11 protein-coding genes and 2 riboswitches are annotated in these 16,645 nt (G+C 63.3%); of the genes, 5 read left to right on the top strand and 6 right to left on the bottom strand.

Features of this window, described 5'->3' with window-relative positions; translation table 11 throughout:
• Nucleotides 1-3 precede the first annotated feature (3 nt).
• The 4 genes from QU606_RS17445 to cobW form a co-directional block, all read right to left on the bottom strand.
• Nucleotides 4-606 carry a VWA domain-containing protein gene (locus QU606_RS17445; RefSeq protein WP_304998632.1) on the bottom strand — a complete coding sequence of 201 codons (603 nt, stop codon included), beginning with the start codon at nucleotides 604-606 and terminating at the stop codon, nucleotides 4-6.
• 53 nt (nucleotides 607-659) lie between these two features.
• Nucleotides 660-1,658: an ATP-binding protein gene (locus tag QU606_RS17440; RefSeq protein WP_102624234.1), complete on the bottom strand. Its 999-nt coding sequence runs from the start codon at nucleotides 1,656-1,658 to the stop codon at nucleotides 660-662.
• Between the two features lie 111 nt (nucleotides 1,659-1,769).
• Nucleotides 1,770-5,531 carry a cobaltochelatase subunit CobN gene (cobN, locus tag QU606_RS17435; RefSeq protein WP_304997245.1) on the bottom strand — a complete coding sequence of 1,254 codons (3,762 nt, stop codon included), beginning with the start codon at nucleotides 5,529-5,531 and terminating at the stop codon, nucleotides 1,770-1,772.
• A 3-nt stretch (nucleotides 5,532-5,534) separates the two neighbouring features.
• On the bottom strand, nucleotides 5,535-6,602 hold the full coding sequence (cobW, locus tag QU606_RS17430; protein WP_150294029.1) for a cobalamin biosynthesis protein CobW: 1,068 nt from the start codon (nucleotides 6,600-6,602) through the stop codon (nucleotides 5,535-5,537).
• 91 nt (nucleotides 6,603-6,693) lie between these two features.
• A riboswitch (cobalamin riboswitch) is annotated at nucleotides 6,694-6,894 on the bottom strand.
• 41 nt (nucleotides 6,895-6,935) lie between these two features.
• Nucleotides 6,936-7,141, top strand: a riboswitch (cobalamin riboswitch).
• Nucleotides 7,142-7,236: 95 nt separating this feature from the next.
• Between cobW and QU606_RS17425 the strand changes: the two genes are divergently transcribed.
• The 4 genes from QU606_RS17425 to cobM all read left to right on the top strand — a co-directional run bounded on the left by QU606_RS17425 (nucleotide 7,237) and on the right by cobM (nucleotide 9,347).
• On the top strand, nucleotides 7,237-7,425 hold the full coding sequence (locus QU606_RS17425; protein ID WP_024075128.1) for a CbtB-domain containing protein: 189 nt from the start codon (nucleotides 7,237-7,239) through the stop codon (nucleotides 7,423-7,425).
• An 11-nt stretch (nucleotides 7,426-7,436) separates the two neighbouring features.
• Nucleotides 7,437-8,141 (top strand): CbtA family protein, encoded by a 705-nt coding sequence (locus QU606_RS17420; RefSeq protein WP_041160918.1) that lies wholly within the window; start codon nucleotides 7,437-7,439, stop codon nucleotides 8,139-8,141.
• Nucleotides 8,138-8,530, top strand: coding sequence for a cobalamin biosynthesis protein (locus tag QU606_RS17415; protein WP_024075126.1), 393 nt, complete (start codon nucleotides 8,138-8,140; stop codon nucleotides 8,528-8,530). The genes QU606_RS17420 and QU606_RS17415 overlap by 4 nt, the downstream gene beginning before the upstream one ends.
• 70 nt (nucleotides 8,531-8,600) lie before the next feature.
• The gene (gene cobM, locus QU606_RS17410; protein WP_024075125.1) at nucleotides 8,601-9,347 is read left to right on the top strand and encodes a precorrin-4 C(11)-methyltransferase; all 747 of its coding nucleotides are present in this window, start codon (nucleotides 8,601-8,603) and stop codon (nucleotides 9,345-9,347) included.
• Nucleotides 9,348-9,786: 439 nt separating this feature from the next.
• Here the strand turns inward: cobM and nfuA are convergent, their stop codons facing one another.
• Both nfuA and QU606_RS17400 read right to left on the bottom strand, forming a co-directional pair.
• Complete coding sequence (nfuA, locus tag QU606_RS17405) at nucleotides 9,787-10,371, bottom strand: Fe-S biogenesis protein NfuA (RefSeq protein WP_003190728.1); 585 nt, start codon at nucleotides 10,369-10,371, stop codon at nucleotides 9,787-9,789.
• A 94-nt stretch (nucleotides 10,372-10,465) separates the two neighbouring features.
• Nucleotides 10,466-12,760 (bottom strand): fatty acid cis/trans isomerase, encoded by a 2,295-nt coding sequence (locus tag QU606_RS17400; protein WP_102625397.1) that lies wholly within the window; start codon nucleotides 12,758-12,760, stop codon nucleotides 10,466-10,468.
• A gap of 164 nt (nucleotides 12,761-12,924) precedes the next feature.
• On the opposite strand from QU606_RS17400, the gene metH reads away from it, so the two are divergent.
• Nucleotides 12,925-16,635 carry a methionine synthase gene (gene metH, locus QU606_RS17395; RefSeq protein WP_304997244.1) on the top strand — a complete coding sequence of 1,237 codons (3,711 nt, stop codon included), beginning with the start codon at nucleotides 12,925-12,927 and terminating at the stop codon, nucleotides 16,633-16,635.
• Nucleotides 16,636-16,645 lie beyond the last annotated feature (10 nt).

Below are 16,645 nucleotides of genomic sequence, written 5' to 3'. Positions count from 1 at the left end.
GCACTACAACCTATCGATATGCCGATACTCCAACTGCAACCCCACCGCCAACTCCTGGGCGCGCCCCAACCTGATCGGCCCGCGCTCGATATCCACCAGCAACCCCGCACACGCCAATAACGGCAACCCAGCAATGTCCTTGAGTCGCCCATCCGTGATCACCAGCACGCGCTGCTGCTCAGCCGGATAACGCTTGCGCCGCGCCATCAGCCAATGCCTGGCCTCGGTCAACGCCGCCAGCAACGGCGTACCCCCGCCTGCCCCCAATTGCTCCAACCAGCCTGCCAGGCTTTTCGCCGCCTTGAGCCCCTGCACCTGCCATTTGGGCGACTGCCCGCTGGCCGTCAGCAATGCCATGCGTGCGCGCTGTCGATAAGCGTCATCAAACAGTTGCGCCAGCAAGCCCTTGGCATCGGTCAACGCGCGGTGCCGCCGAGTGGAGGCCGATGCATCGACGATCACCAGCCACAACTCATGGGCCGAACGGCTGCGCAGGTGAAACAGCAGGTCGTCACGGCACTGCGGCCGACCACCGAGCAAGGTGCCCGGCCAGTTGATCGTGCCCTGCCTGGCGGCGCGCGCCTTGCCGTGCCGGCCTTTCTCCAGTCGCCCCGCCTTGGGTCGCGCATCCGCCCCCGTGCCAGGTCGAGGGCGGATGCCTAGGGCTTTTTTGGCCAGGTGGGTACTTCTCGGCGAGCGCCTGTGGGCAGGGCCGGTGCAGGCATGTCGCCCCATTGACCTTGACCGGGTGCGGTGTCCGTGTGGCTTGCTGACGGACCTTCATGGGGTGGGCTGGCCGGTGCGGATGGCCCCTGGCGACGATGGCGCAAGGCAAATTCGGCCACGGCGTCGATATCTTCCTCGGCGATGGCGGAGGCCCCACGCCACGCCGCATGGGCCCGTGCGCCACGCAGCCACACCAGGTCGGCGCGCAGGCCATCGACCCCGGCGGCAAAACAGCGCTCGGTAATCTGCGCCAACGCCTGGTCATCCAGTGGGATACTGTCGAGCCGCGCCCGCGCCTGGGTGCAACGCTCGCGCAAGGCTGCCTGCGGTTCAGCCCACTGTGCGCAGAACGCAGCGGGGTCGCTGTCGAAATCCAGGCGACGGCGGATGATCTGCCCGCGCTCGGCCGGCAAGGTGTGCCCGCTCAGCGCCACGTTGAAACCGAAGCGGTCGAGCAACTGCGGACGCAGCTCGCCCTCCTCCGGGTTCATGGTGCCGATCAGTACAAAGCGCGCCGAATGCCGGTGGGAAATACCATCGCGTTCGATCAGGTTGGTGCCGCTGGCCGCCACATCCAGCAGCAGGTCGACCAGATGATCAGCCAACAAGTTGACTTCATCGACATACAACACACCGCCATCGGCCTTGGCCAGCACGCCAGGGGAAAACTGCGCGCGACCTTCGCCCAGTGCGGCGTCCAGGTCCAGGGTGCCCACCAGCCGCTCTTCGGTGGCGCCCAGGGGCAAGGTGACAAACTGACCGCTGGCCAACAGGTCTGCCAGGCCACGGGCCAGGGTGGACTTGGCCATGCCACGCGGGCCTTCGATCAGCACGCCGCCGATCCTGGGGTCGATGGCGGTCAGGCACAGCGCCAGTTTCAGATTTTCTGCGCCGACCACGGCGGACAGTGGGAAATGGGGAATATCAGTCATCCGGGCTCTCTATTAATTCTGCTGTGCAGGCACCTTGTGGCGAGCGGGCTTGCCACAACAAGCCCGATTGCCACAACAGCCTGGCTTGCCACAGCAAGGGCATCTCGTGTTCTAACTGTCTTCTTCTATATCCAGCAACAGGTTTTCCAGGGCTTCACGGTACGCCCCCGGCGCCTGCCACATGCCCCGCTGCTGGGCTTCGAGCATGCGCTCGGTCATGTCGCGCAGGGCATCCGGGTTGTGCTGCTGCACAAACGCCCGGGTATCGGGGTCGAGCAGGTAGGCGTCGGCGAGCAAGGCGTATTGGTGATCGTCGATCAACGCGGTGGTGGCGTCGAAGGCAAACAGGTTGTCCACGGTCGCCGCCATCTCGAACGCACCTTTATAGCCGTGGCGCTTCACGCCTTCGATCCACTTGGGGTTGGCGGCGCGGGAACGGATCACCCGGTTCAGCTCTTCCTTCAAGGTACGCACCCTGGGCAAATCCGGCTGGCTGTGGTCGCCATGGTAGCTGGCGGCCTTGTCGCCACTCAGGGTTTCCACGGCGGCAAGCATGCCACCCTGGAACTGGTAGTAGTCATTTGAATCGAGCAGGTCATGCTCGCGGTTGTCCTGGTTCTGCAACACCGCCTGCACCTGGCTCAGTCGCTGGGCGAACTGCTCGCGGGCGGCGGTGCCTTCATCGCCAGCGCCGTAGGCATAGCCGCCCCAGTTCAGGTAGACCTCGGCCAGGTCCTCGCGGCTTTGCCACAGGCGGCCGTCGATCGCACCCTGCACGCCCGCGCCATAGGCACCGGGCTTGGCGCCAAAGATGCGCCAGCCAGCCTGCTTCGCCGCCGCCTCTTCGTCCAGGCCCGACTCAAGCAACGCCGCACGCTCGCTGCGCACCTTGGCCGCCAGCGGGTTCATGTCGTCCGGTTCATCCAGCGCCGCCACCGCCTGCACCGCTGCGTCGAACAGGCGGATCAGGTTAGCGAAGGCATCGCGAAAGAACCCGGAAACCCGCAGCGTGACGTCGACGCGCGGGCGATCCAGCAGGCTGATCGGCAGGATTTCAAAATCATCCACGCGCTGGCTGCCCGTGGCCCACACCGGGCGCACGCCCATCAGCGCCATGGCCTGGGCGATATCGTCGCCGCCGGTACGCATGGTGGCGGTGCCCCACACCGACAGGCCAAGCTGGCGCAGGTGGTCGCCATGGTCCTGCAAATGCCGCTCGAGAATCAGGTTGGCCGATTGAAAACCGATGCGCCAGGCTGTGGTGGTCGGCAGGTTACGCACGTCCACGGTAAAAAAGTTACGCCCGGTGGGCAGCACGTCCAGGCGCCCCCGGCTCGGCGCGCCACTGGGCCCGGCGGGCACAAAGCGACCACTCAAGGCATCCAGCAGGCCACGCATTTCGGCGGGGCCACAAGCATCCAGGCGCGGCGCCACGACGATGCGCAGGCTTTCGATGACCGCTTTCACAGCCTCCCAACCCGGTTCTTCCAACTGTTCGAGCGGGCCTTCCAGCGCCTGCTCGATCAAGCGCGCTGCGTAGCGCTCCAGGCGCTCGCGGGTGTCGCCGGCGGTACGCCATAACTGTGGATCGATCGTTTGCAGGACCTGGGGCCGGCGACCGGTCCACGGCTCGGCCAAGGCGCAGTCCAGCGGATCGAAACCCAGCTCGAACGCCTTGGCCAATACGCGCAGCAAACTCGATTGCGGGCCACGCCCGTCGCCACGCGGGATGCGCAGCAACGCCAATAAGGTATCGATACGCAAGCGGCCTGCGGGCGACTCGCCAAACACATGCAGGCCATCGCGTATCTGCGATTCCTTCAAATCACACAGGTAGGTATCCAGGCGTGGCAACCAGATCGCCGCGTCGGCGTCGCTGTCCAGTTCCAGTTCCTGGTCGATGCGGGTTTCGCGCACCAGTTTGAGGATGTCTTTTTGCAGCTCACGGGCGCGGCGCGGGTCGAGCAATTGCGCCTCGTAGTATTCGTCGGCCAACAGCTCCAGGTCGCGCAACGGCCCATAGGTTTCGGCACGGGTCAGCGGCGGCATCAGGTGATCGATGATCACTGCCTGGGTGCGGCGCTTGGCTTGGGCGCCCTCGCCCGGGTCGTTGACGATAAACGGGTAGATATTCGGCAGCGGGCCCAGTAACGCGTCGGGCCAGCAGTTTTCCGACAGCCCCACGCCCTTGCCCGGCAGCCATTCCAGGTTGCCGTGCTTGCCGACATGGATCACGCCGTGGGCGCCGTAGGTGTGGCGCAACCAGAAGTAAAACGCCAGGTAAGCATGCGGCGGTACCAGGTCCGGGTCGTGATACACCGCGCTGGCGTCCACCTGGTAGCCGCGTGCGGGCTGGATACCGACGAACGTCTGGCCCAGGCGCAGGCCGGCAATCATCAGGCGGCCGTCGCGACACATCGGGTCGTTGTCGGGCGAGCCCCAGCGCGCCAGTACCGCTTGGCGGTTGGCCTCGGGCAAGCGGCTGAACATCACCGCGTAGTCGTCCAGCCCCAGGCTTTGGTGGCAGGGGCGTAGGTCGAGGCTGTCCAGGTCGTTGGTGACACCGCCGAGCAGTTCATGGATCAGCGCCGTGCCGCTGTCGGGAAGCGTCTCCGGCACCGGGTAACCTTCGCTGTGCAGGGCGCGCAGGATATTCAGCGCGGCGGCCGGGGTATCCAGGCCCACGCCGTTGCCGATGCGGCCATCACGGGTCGGGTAGTTGGCCAGGATCAGCGCGATACGCTTATCCCCATTCGGCACCCGCGCCAGTTCGACCCAGCGCCGCGCCAGTTCGGCAACAAAGTCCATACGCTCGGGCGCGGCGCGGTAGCACACCACGTCCGACTGGCTGCGCTCACTGCGCCAGGCCAGGTCTTTGAAGCTGATCGGCCGGCTGATAATCCGCCCGTCCAGCTCCGGCAAGGCAATGTGCATCGCCAGGTCGCGCGGGCCGAGGCCTTGTTCGCTGGCTTGCCAGCCGGGCTGGTTGTCCTGGGCGCAGATCGCCTGGATCACCGGGATATTGCGGCGAAACGGGCGTAGATGGGGGGCTTCGGGGCTGGATTGGGCAAAGCCGGTGGTGTTCAGAATCACCGCCGCATTGACTTCATCCAGCCAATCCTCGACCACCGCCAGGCAGCCGGGCTCTTTCAAACTGGCCACCGCCACCGGCAACGGGTTAAGGCCCGCTGCCTGCAAACGCTGGCAGAACACATCGATAAAGCCGGTATTGGCCGCCTGCAAATGAGAGCGATAGAACAGCACCGCCGCCACCGGAAACTCCGGGTGCCACTCCATTTGCCAGTCATTGAGGCGGGCATTGGCCTGATGCGGGTGATAAATCGCAGTGCGCGGCAGAGTGTGTGGCTCGGCCCAGGCGTAGTCACGCTGCAGATAAGCGCTGGCCAGGCAGCGATAAAAATCCAGGGCATTGCCCAGGCCACCCTGGCGCAGGTACTGCCACAAGCGGTCGCGTGCCTCAGCGGCCACGGTGCTGAGGCCACTGAGTTCCGGGTCCGGGCGATCATCACCGGGCACCAGGATCAACGTGACGCCGCGCTCGGCCAGCGCCACCAGGCGCTCGATACCGTAGCGCCAATACCCGATGCCACCATGCAGCGAAATCAGGATGACCTTGGCATGGCGCAGCACTTCATCGACATACAGATCGACCGAGGCGTGGTTCTGCACCTGCATGGGGTTGGCCAGGCGCAGGCTCGGGTAGTCCTCGGGCAACTGCTGGGCGGCTTCGGCCAGCAGCGCCAGGCTGGAATCGCCGCTGCACAGAATCACCAGCTCGGCGGGGGTTTGCCCCAGGTCGGCGATATTGTCGTCCGCGACGAAGCCGCCGGGTTGAGTCCTGAGCAGGTGCATGGGTTAAACGTTGAGCGCTGCGCGCAATTGCGCTTCGAGGCCGGCCGCGTCCAGCGCCTGGCCGATCAGCACCAGGCGCGTGATACGCGCCTCGTCGGCCCCCCAGGCGCGGTCGAAGTGCTTGTCGAAACGCGTGCCCACGCCCTGGATCAGCAGGCGCATCGGCTTGTTCGGAATCGCCGCGAAGCCTTTGACACGCAGGATGCCGTGCTGCACCACCAACTGGGTCAGCGCGTCGAGCAACAGTGCCTCATCGGCCTGGGGCAGGTCGATGGAGATGGAGTCGAACGCGTCGTGATCGTGGTCATGGTCGTCTTCACCGTCGTGGTGATGATCGTGATGGCTGTGGCGGCCGTCGATATGCTCTTCGGAGCCGGCGCCCAGGCCAATCAGCACGTCCAGGGGCAGGCGACCGCTGCTGGCTTCGACGATCTTCACCGCGGGTGGCAGCTCTTCGGCCACTTCCAGGCGCACGCGGGCCAGGTCCTCGGGGCTGATCATGTCGCACTTGTTGAGGATCACCAGGTCGGCGCTGGCCAACTGGTCGGCGAACAGTTCATGCAACGGCGATTCGTGGTCCAGGTTCGGATCAAGCTTGCGCTGGGCATCGACCTGGTCCGGGAAGGCGGCGAAGGTGCCGGCGGCCACCGCCGGGCTGTCGACCACGGTGATCACCGCGTCGACGGTGCAGGCGCTGCGAATTTCCGGCCATTGGAAGGCTTGCACCAGGGGCTTGGGCAAGGCCAGGCCCGAGGTTTCGATGAGGATATGGTCGAGGTCGCCGCGACGGGCCACCAGTTCGCGCATCACCGGAAAGAATTCTTCCTGCACGGTGCAGCACAGGCAGCCGTTCGCCAGTTCATACACGCGGCCGTTGGCTTCTTCCTCGGTGCAACCGATCGAGCACTGCTTGAGGATCTCACCGTCAATGCCCAACTCGCCGAATTCGTTGACGATCACCGCAATGCGACGGCCCTGGGCGTTGTCGAGCATGTGGCGCAGCAAGGTGGTTTTGCCCGAGCCGAGAAAGCCGGTAACGATAGTGACGGGAAGTTTGGCCAGTGTTTTCATCGGATGCCCTTGGGGGCGGGCATACGGGACGATAGGCCCTGCGTGGCGCGCAGCAGCAGATTTCGTCACCGGATCACCCCGCCCGGTTGAATTGGAAAATCGGTTGCGAGGCAGGTCTCCTGGCTTGGGGCTTGCGGGTCTTGCGACCGGCGCTGGCTGCGCCTTCCCGCCGCAATGGCAGTGGCGTGGCAGTCAGATAAACCCTTCACAGTTGCGGGGGCAGCCGCGGCTTGAACCGCGTTCCCTTCTTAGCTTCGGCCTGGGCCGAAGAACCTCGAAGGTGCAAGGCTACAGGGGCTCGGTCAATTTGACTACCGTCGCTCTGCATGCTTTCCTACACTCCTTGTTTCGGGTGCCCTTCACAGGGTGAAACGGGAAACCGGTGAGTCATAGCCTTATGACCAGTCCGGTGCTGCCCCCGCAACGGTAAGCGAGTGAAGCGTCAGATCCACTGTGCCTGTACGGCATGGGAAGGCGACGCTTTATAGACCCAGTGTCCCTCGCAAGCCCGGAGACCGGCCCGAATAACATCAGATAACAAACCCGCGGTGGGCGGGCGCTGTTAAAACCCTGCGTGCCCGGCTCGCGGGGTTTGCATGCGCTCGTTTCACCCTGAACACGATAGGGACGCGCCATGTCGATCATCAGCAGCACTTCGCACACCGCCAGCAGTACCGCCACCCTCAGCCAACGCCTGACCGCCGCCATCGGCGCCTCGATCCTGGGCGCGTGCCTGGTGTATTTCGCCGGGTTCTCGCATATCGAGGCGGTGCACAACGCAGCCCACGATACCCGCCACAGCGCCGCGTTCCCGTGCCACTGAGACCTGCCGACATGATCAAACGTATTGCGCAAACCGCAGGGTTCACCGGCTTGCTGGCCGCCCTGCTGCTGACCCTGCTGCAAAGCTTCTGGGTCGCTCCGCTGATTCTGCAGGCGGAAACCTTCGAAAAGGCCCCGGCCGCGACTGAAGTCGTGCACGAGCATGCCGCTGGCGCCGCTGCGCACACCCACGACGCCGAAGCCTGGGAGCCGGAAGACGGCTGGCAGCGTGTGCTGTCGACCACCGGCGGCAACCTGGTGGTCGCCGTCGGCTTCGCCCTGATGCTGGCCGGCCTCTATACCCTGCGCGCACCGACCCGCACAGCCCAAGGCTTGCTGTGGGGCCTGGCCGGCTACGCGACCTTTGTGTTGGCGCCGACCCTGGGCCTGCCGCCCGAGCTGCCGGGCACGGCCGCCGCCGACCTGGCGCAACGCCAGATCTGGTGGATCGGCACGGCCGCCTCCACTGCGGCCGGTATTGCGCTGTTGGTGTTCGGTGGCAACTGGCTGCTTAAAGGGCTGGGCGTGGCGATCCTCGTGGTGCCTCACGTAATCGGCGCCCCGCAGCCGCAAGTGCATTCGATGCTGGCGCCAGAGGCACTGGAAGCACAATTCAAGATCGCCTCGCAGTTGACCAACGTCGCCTTCTGGCTGGCCCTGGGCCTGATCAGCGCCTGGTTGTTTCGCCGCAACCGCGACGATCAATACTCGGCATGAAACTAGCGGTCGGCCTCGGTTGCCAGCGGGGCTGCGAATTGCACGCCCTGCTGGCGCTGTTTGACACGGCCCTCGCCGAAGCGGGTATCGAGCGCCAGCACATCACCGCACTGGCGAGTCTCGACCGCAAACAGGACGAGCCGGGGTTACTGGCCCTGGCGCATAGGTTGAACCTGCCATTGCAGTGCTTCAGCGCCGAACAGTTGGCCGCGTATGAAGGCCGTCTGAGCCATAAATCAGCGGTCGCCTTTGCCCACACCGGCTGTTACGGCATCGCCGAAAGCGCCGCCCTGGCCCTGGCCGAACAGCTCTCCCCAGGCCCCGCCCGCTTGCTGATCACCCGCAAGAAAACCGCCCAGGCCACCTTTGCATTGGCCTGCGCCGGCTGAAAAATCGATAATTGCGTCTTCCGATCATGAGCAATCTTCATGCTCGCCCGTTTTTCGACAGGAATCCTCCATGACCGTCTACTTCATCGGTGCCGGCCCCGGCGACCCGGAATTGATCACTGTCAAAGGCCAACGGCTGATCCGCAGTTGCCCGGTGATCATCTATGCCGGTTCGCTGGTACCGGCGGCCGTGCTGGAGGGGCATCAAGCGCAACTGGTGGTCAACAGCGCCGAACTGCACCTGGAGCAGATCATCGAGCTGATCAAGACCGCCCACGCCAACGGCCAGGATGTGGCGCGGGTGCATTCCGGCGATCCGAGCCTGTATGGGGCGATCGGCGAGCAGATTCGTCATCTGCGCGAGCTGGGCATCCCGTTCCAGATCATTCCGGGCGTGACCGCAGTCGCCGCCTGTGCCGCGCTGCTGGAGGCCGAACTGACCTTGCCGGACATCGCCCAGAGCGTAATCCTGACCCGTTACGCCGATAAAACCCGCATGCCAGCCGGCGAGGACTTCGACAGCCTGGCCCGCCACGGCACCACCATGGCGATCCACCTGGGGGTCAACCACCTGGAGAAGATCGTCGCAGAGCTGCTGCCGCACTATGGCGCGGATTGCCCGATTGCCGTGGTGCACCGGGCAACCTGGCCGGATCAGGATTGGGCGGTGGGCACACTCAGCGATATTGCCGACAAAGTCGCCGCCAAGGGCTTTCGGCGTACGGCGCTGATCGTGGTGGGCCGGGTGCTGGCGAGTGACAGTTTCAGTGAGTCGTCGTTGTATCGGGCGGGGCATGCGCACCTATATCGACCTTGATAATTCACTTTATAAAACTAGAACAATGCATTGATTTAAATGAACAAATTAAAAAATGTGGGAGGGGGCTTGCCCCCGATGGCAGTGTGTCAGCCTACTCACGAGGCGACTGACATGCCGCTATCGGGGGCAAGCCCCCTCCCACATTTGACCCTCCTTGTCAGGGAGATAGCGTCAGCATTCGAATTTGATTTTTTAATTCACAAATCATCAACAACACACTGATTTAACTGAATAAATGCACAAAATTTGGGAGGGGGCTTGCCCCCGATGGCAGTGTGTCAGCCTGCTCAGGAGGCGACTGAGGCACCGCTATCGGGGCAAGCCCCCTCCCACACTTGATATTCAGCGTTAGATAGATTGCGTAAATAGCTGAATTTTAAGAATAAAAAACGGCGCTCACGGGGCGCCGTTTTTTTGTTCGCAGTGAACGCCTTACTCAGTAGTAGGCATTTTCTTTCTGCGTGTGGTCGGTCACGTCGCGTACGCCCTTGAGCTCCGGAATCCGCTCCAGCAGGGTGCGCTCGATGCCTTCGCGCAACGTCACGTCGGCCTGGCCGCAGCCCTGACAGCCGCCACCAAACTTGAGCACGGCAATGCCGTCATCTACTACGTCGATCAAGCTGACCTGACCGCCGTGGCTGGCCAGCCCTGGGTTGATCTCGGTTTGCAGGTAGTAGTTGATACGCTCGTTGACCGGGCTGTCGGCGTTGACGTTCGGCACCTTGGCGTTCGGAGCCTTGATGGTCAATTGGCCGCCCATGCGGTCGGTGGCGTAATCCACCACGGCATCGTCAAGGAAGGCTTCGCTGAAGGCATCGATATACGCGGTGAAGCTTTTCAGCCCCAGGGCGGTGTCTTCCGGCTTTTCTTCACCGGGCTTGCAGTAGGCAATGCACGTCTCGGCATACTGGGTGCCAGGCTGGGTGATAAAGACGCGGATACCGATACCTGGGGTGTTCTGCTTGGACAGCAGGTCGGCCAGGTAATCGTGGGCGGCGTCGGTAATGGTTATGGCAGTCATGGAAACTCCTCACAGGCTTGCCGGCAGTTTACGCCAAAATATTACGCAGGTACAAAGTCCCAGTAATTTTGTCGGAAAAGACTCAACAGCCACGTCAGAGGTTTTCATAGCGGTTCATATCCAGCACCCCTTCTTCCACCGGCGTGGTTTCGCGGATGTAGGTCGACAGGTCATGGAAGTACTGCCAGAACTGCGGATGACTGCGACGTATGCCCCAGCGGTCGACAATCTTCTCGAAACCCTGGGCGTCCCTGGCGTCCTCCATGGCCGCGACGAACTCCGGCACTTGCTCGGCTGGCACGTTGAACATGAAGTTCGGGTAGCTGCCGAGCACCCCTGGGTAGATCGTCAGCGTATCCAGGCCCGGCTGATAGCGATAAGCCTCACCCAGCATGAACGCCACATTACTGTGGGCACGGTTGCGCAGCAGGCTGTAGACCTCCCGCTGGCCGCTGCGGGTTTCGACGCGCAGCATCGTCGCTTCAGGCAGTTGCCCAATGACCTTGAGCCCCGCCGCCGGGCGCGATGTCAGGCGACTCAGGGCCTGCTCGGCGTCGCGCAACGCCGGGTCGATCCCCGGCCGTGAGCAGTACGCGCCGGCACAACGATTGATCGGGTCCGGGGCGGCATTGAGGTCGCCATAGCGGGCCAGCAGCTGGTTGGCGAAGTCGCGCTTGGGGTCCTTTTCATCAAGCTTCAGGCCGGTGGGCTTATCGTCGTCGATCGACTCATAGTCCAGCCACAGCTTGACCTTGCCGCTGTTCTGGTACCAATCGTCGAGGAAATCATCCCGCGAGTTCGCCGGCATCAGGCGCAGGAAGTTCTGCTCGGCGCCATTGCGGATCAGGTCGAAGTACAGGCGAGTCTGGGCCTGGTGCGACACATTACCGAACACGTCAAAGTTGACCACCAGTTGGTAATAGGTGCGTTCGAGCAACGGATAGTCGAATAACCACAGGGTCTGCGGCACCTCACCGATCAGGCCCTTGTTGACCGAGGCGCTGTCGAAGTGGCGGAAGATGCTCAACAGCGCATTGTCGTTGCCAGCCCACAGCGTCGACCAACTCGGTGCTGGCAGTTCGGCATAGCTGTCGCGACGCAGGGCTTCGTACTGGTTGCGCTTGTCGCGGTACTTGAGCCACAGGCTGAGCACACTGCCCACGTCGTCATTTTGCCCAGGCATCGCCAACAACGGCGTGGCCTGGCCGCGATAGCGAGCATCGGTGATGTACAGGTCATGATCGGGCGCCTGGAACAATGCCCAGAAATTGTCGCGGATCACATCCGTGGCAATCTGCCCCCGGCATACGGGCCCGCGGATGAAGGTGCGGACAAAATACTCGGCGTTATCCAGCATGAACTGGTAACGCGCCTGCGCCGGGATCGCCTCGAACGTCTCGAACGGGTTGGCACGGCGGCCAGGGCCGTAGCCCGGCAACGCACTGACCTGCCAGTCGCCGCTGTAGAACAGGGCTTTGACCCGCGCCATTTTCTGCGCGCTCAACGGGTACGTGATGTGGGTCTTATGGACGATCACCCCTTGTATTGGCCACAGGCGGTAGTAAACACGAGTGCCGGGGTCGTCATTGGGGCGACGGGTGTTGATCAGGTCAATCGGCTGGCCGCTGGGCGTCCGTGAGCGCACCCACTGGAAGAAGTGCCCTGGCTCACCGCCTTCGAAATACAGATGCGCAATAAACAGGTGCTCAAACAACCAGCGGGCCACCAGGCTTTCCCGGGCGCCGGGGGCATTGAGCAGGTTCTCCCATTGCAGCACCTGCGCCGCTTCCTGGGCACTGGGCGCCACGCCTTGCTGGTCGATCGGCGCACCCGAGGCCAGCCAGCGTTGCAGGGTGTGGTATTGCTGGTCGCTCAAGCCGGTCACGGCCAGGGGCATGCCTTCGTTGGGGTGCGCGCCGGCATAAGCGTCGAACTCTCCGGGCAAGGGGCACATGTTCTCGCGGTTCAGCCCCAGCACGATGTCATCCGGCAGCTTGCCATTGGGTGCAAGCGGCGCGCGGTGCTGGCCGAGTTCGAGCATGCGCGCCATCAGGGCCGCCTGGCTGCCCTGGGCGTCGAGCACCGAACTGAAGCCTTCGCGCTGCCAGGCGGCCTTGCCAAAGGCGTCGTAGAACAGCCGCGTCGGCTTGGTCGCCTGGCTGCGCTCACCGTCGTAGACCAGCACCTTGGTCGCGCCACGGGCGGCCCCCTCGCCACTGCCCAGGTTCAACTGGCAGGCCGAGTCATAGCAGGCATGGCACGCCACACATTTCTCAGTAAAAATCGGTTGGATATCACGGGTGTAGGAAATCGCCGGGGCGGGATCCTGGGCCTGGGTGGTAGTGGCAAGCAGCATCAATGCAATGCTGATGAGGAAACGATACGGCATGAGCCTGGTCCCGATCTGAAGCCAAAATAAAAAAACCTGGGGATTCTACCGATCCGCCACCCGCGCCAACATGAACGATATTCATGCAAAACCTTGGCATGCTCCAAATCCGCACAGGTTTGTTATGATCCACGCCCTCCGTAATGCCTGACCAGAGTAGTCCCATGTCCGATCGTAGCGCTCGCCTGCAAGCCCTTCACCAAGCCCTCAAGGAACGCATCCTGATCCTCGACGGTGGCATGGGCACGATGATCCAGAGCTATAAGCTGGAGGAGCAAGACTATCGGGGTAAACGTTTCGCCGATTGGCCGAGCGACGTCAAGGGCAACAATGACCTGCTGGTGCTCACCCGCCCGGATGTGATCGGCGGGATCGAGAAGGCTTACCTGGATGCCGGTGCCGACATCCTCGAAACCAACACCTTCAACGCCACCCGCATCTCCATGGCCGACTACGGCATGGAAGCGCTGGCCTATGAACTGAACGTCGAAGGCGCACGCCTGGCGCGCAAGATCGCCGATGCCAAGACCGCCGAGAACCCGGCCAAGCCGCGTTTCGTTGCCGGTGTACTCGGCCCGACCAGCCGCACCTGCTCGCTGTCGCCCGATGTGAACAACCCCGGCTACCGCAACGTCACCTTCGATGAACTGGTGGAGAACTACACCGAGGCCACCAAGGGCCTGATCGAAGGCGGCGCCGACCTGATCCTGATCGAGACCATTTTCGACACCCTCAACGCCAAGGCCGCGATCTTCGCCGTGCAGGGGGTGTTCGAAGCGCTCGGCATCGAATTGCCGATCATGATCTCCGGCACCATCACCGACGCTTCCGGCCGCACCTTGTCGGGCCAGACCACCGAAGCGTTCTGGAACTCCGTCAGCCACGCCAAGCCGATTTCCGTGGGCCTGAACTGTGCCCTCGGCGCCAGCGAGCTGCGTCCGTACCTGGAAGAGTTGTCCAACAAGGCCAACACCCACGTTTCCGCGCACCCCAACGCCGGCCTGCCCAATGAATTCGGCGAGTACGACGAGCTGCCGTCACAAACCGCCAAGGTCATCGAGGAGTTCGCCCAGAGCGGTTTCCTCAACATCGTCGGCGGCTGCTGCGGCACCACGCCGGGGCATATCGAAGCCATTGCCAAGGCGGTGGCCGGCTACCCGCCACGGCAGATCCCGGACATCCCCAAGGCCTGCCGCCTGTCGGGCCTGGAGCCGTTCACCATCGACCGCCAGTCGTTGTTCGTCAACGTCGGCGAGCGCACCAACATCACCGGTTCCGCACGTTTTGCCCGCCTGATCCGTGAAGACAACTACACCGAAGCCCTGGAAGTCGCCCTGCAACAGGTGGAAGCCGGCGCCCAGGTGATCGACATCAACATGGACGAGGGCATGCTCGATTCGAAGAAGGCCATGGTGACCTTCCTCAACCTGATTGCCGGCGAGCCGGATATCTCCCGCGTACCGATCATGATCGACTCCTCCAAGTGGGAAGTGATCGAGGCCGGCCTCAAGTGCATCCAGGGCAAGGGCATCGTCAACTCCATCAGCATGAAGGAAGGCGTCGAGCAGTTCATTCACCACGCCAAGCTGTGCAAGCGCTACGGCGCGGCGGTGGTGGTGATGGCGTTCGACGAAGCCGGCCAGGCCGACACCGAAGCACGCAAGAAGGAAATCTGCAAACGCTCCTACGACATCCTGGTCGATGAAGTCGGCTTCCCGCCGGAAGACATCATCTTCGACCCGAACATCTTCGCGGTCGCCACCGGTATCGAAGAACACAACAATTACGCCGTCGACTTTATCAACGCCTGTGCGTATATCCGCGACGAGCTGCCGTATGCGCTGACCTCGGGTGGCGTGTCCAACGTGTCGTTCTCGTTCCGTGGCAATAACCCGGTGCGCGAGGCGATCCACTCGGTATTCCTGCTGCATGCGATCCGCAACGGCCTGACCATGGGGATCGTCAACGCCGGCCAGTTGGAGATCTACGACCAGATCCCCACCGAACTGCGCGACGCCGTGGAAGACGTTGTACTTAACCGCACGCCGGACGGCACCGACGCCCTGCTCGCCATTGCCGACAAATACAAAGGCGACGGCAGCGTCAAGGAAGCCGAGACCGAGGAATGGCGCGGCTGGGACGTGAACAAGCGCCTGGAACATGCGCTGGTCAAGGGCATTACCACCCACATCGTCGAAGACACCGAAGAATCCCGGCAGTCGTTCGCGCGCCCGATCGAAGTGATCGAAGGCCCGCTGATGTCAGGCATGAACATCGTCGGCGACCTGTTCGGCGCCGGTAAAATGTTCCTGCCCCAGGTCGTGAAGTCCGCCCGCGTGATGAAGCAGGCCGTGGCGCACTTGATCCCGTTCATCGAACTGGAAAAAGGCGACAAGCCGGAAGCCAAGGGCAAGATCCTGATGGCGACCGTAAAGGGTGACGTGCACGACATCGGCAAGAACATCGTCGGCGTGGTGCTCGGTTGCAACGGCTATGACATCGTCGACCTCGGCGTGATGGTGCCGGCAGAGAAGATCCTGCAGGTGGCCAAGGAGCAGAAGTGCGACATTATCGGGCTGTCCGGCCTGATCACGCCGTCCCTGGACGAGATGGTGCATGTGGCCCGCGAGATGCAGCGCCAGGACTTCCACCTGCCCCTGATGATCGGCGGCGCGACCACCTCCAAGGCGCACACGGCGGTGAAGATCGAGCCCAAGTACAGCAACGATGCCGTGATCTACGTGACCGACGCCTCCCGCGCGGTGGGCGTGGCCACGCAACTGCTGTCCAAGGAGTTGAAGGCCGGCTTTGTCGAGAAGACCCGCCTGGAATACATCGATGTACGCGAACGCACCTCGAACCGCAGCGCGCGCACCGAGCGCCTGAGCTACCCGGCGGCCATCGCCAAGAAGCCGCAGTTCGACTGGAGCAGCTACACACCGGTCAAGCCAACCTTCACCGGCACCAAGGTGCTGGGCAATATCGACCTCAACGTCCTGGCCGAGTACATCGACTGGACGCCGTTCTTTATCTCCTGGGACCTGGCTGGCAAATTCCCACGCATACTCGAGGACGAAGTGGTCGGTGAAGCCGCCACTGCGCTGTACGCCGACGCCCGGGAAATGCTCAGGAAGCTGATCGACGAGAAGCTCATCAGCGCCCGCGCGGTGTTCGGTTTCTGGCCGACCAACCAGGTGCAGGACGACGACCTGGAAGTCTACGGCGACGATGGCCAGCCGATTGCGAAGCTGCACCACCTGCGCCAGCAGATCATCAAGACCGACGGCAAGCCGAATTTCTCCCTGGCCGACTTCGTCGCGCCCAAGGACAGCGGCGTGACCGACTACATCGGTGGCTTCATCACCACCGCCGGCATCGGCGCCGAAGAAGTCGCCAAGGCTTATCAGGACGCCGGCGACGACTACAACTCGATCATGGTCAAGGCCCTGGCCGACCGCCTGGCCGAGGCCTGCGCCGAGTGGCTGCACCAGCAGGTACGTAAGGAACACTGGGGCTACGCCAAGGACGAGCAACTGGACAACGACGCGTTGATCAAGGAGCAGTACAGCGGTATCCGCCCTGCCCCAGGCTACCCGGCGTGCCCGGACCACACCGAGAAGGCCCAGTTGTTCCAATTGCTCGACCCTGAAGCCCGCGAAATGCACGCCGGCCGCAGCGGCGTATTCCTCACCGAGCACTACGCAATGTTCCCGGCGGCGGCGGTCAGCGGCTGGTACTTCGCCCACCCGCAGGCGCAGTACTTTGCCGTGGGCAAGATCGACAAGGACCAGGTGGCGAGCTACACCGCGCGCAAAGGCCAGGACCTTGCCGTGACCGAACGCTGGCTGGCACCGAACCTGGGGTATGACAACTGACCCGGCCCGG

The sequence above is a fragment of the Pseudomonas sp. OVF7 genome (assembly GCF_030644265.1).
GTDB classification, from domain to species: domain Bacteria; phylum Pseudomonadota; class Gammaproteobacteria; order Pseudomonadales; family Pseudomonadaceae; genus Aquipseudomonas; species Aquipseudomonas gorinensis.
The sequence above is the reverse complement of the archived record's forward strand: the minus strand, read 5'-3'. Positions and strand labels throughout refer to the sequence as shown.

What these genes read in the sequence shown, in the direction of transcription:
- QU606_RS17440 (WP_102624234.1), bottom strand. Translation starts at nt 1,658, where the DNA reads ATGACTGATATTCCCCATTTCCCACTGTCCGCCGTGGTCGGCGCAGAA.
- cobN (WP_304997245.1), bottom strand. Translation starts at nt 5,531, where the DNA reads ATGCACCTGCTCAGGACTCAACCCGGCGGCTTCGTCGCGGACGACAAT.
- cobW (WP_150294029.1), bottom strand. Translation starts at nt 6,602, where the DNA reads ATGAAAACACTGGCCAAACTTCCCGTCACTATCGTTACCGGCTTTCTC.
- QU606_RS17425 (WP_024075128.1), top strand. Translation starts at nt 7,237, where the DNA reads ATGTCGATCATCAGCAGCACTTCGCACACCGCCAGCAGTACCGCCACC.
- QU606_RS17420 (WP_041160918.1), top strand. Translation starts at nt 7,437, where the DNA reads ATGATCAAACGTATTGCGCAAACCGCAGGGTTCACCGGCTTGCTGGCC.
- QU606_RS17415 (WP_024075126.1), top strand. Translation starts at nt 8,138, where the DNA reads ATGAAACTAGCGGTCGGCCTCGGTTGCCAGCGGGGCTGCGAATTGCAC.
- cobM (WP_024075125.1), top strand. Translation starts at nt 8,601, where the DNA reads ATGACCGTCTACTTCATCGGTGCCGGCCCCGGCGACCCGGAATTGATC.
- nfuA (WP_003190728.1), bottom strand. Translation starts at nt 10,371, where the DNA reads ATGACTGCCATAACCATTACCGACGCCGCCCACGATTACCTGGCCGAC.
- QU606_RS17400 (WP_102625397.1), bottom strand. Translation starts at nt 12,760, where the DNA reads ATGCCGTATCGTTTCCTCATCAGCATTGCATTGATGCTGCTTGCCACT.
- metH (WP_304997244.1), top strand. Translation starts at nt 12,925, where the DNA reads ATGTCCGATCGTAGCGCTCGCCTGCAAGCCCTTCACCAAGCCCTCAAG.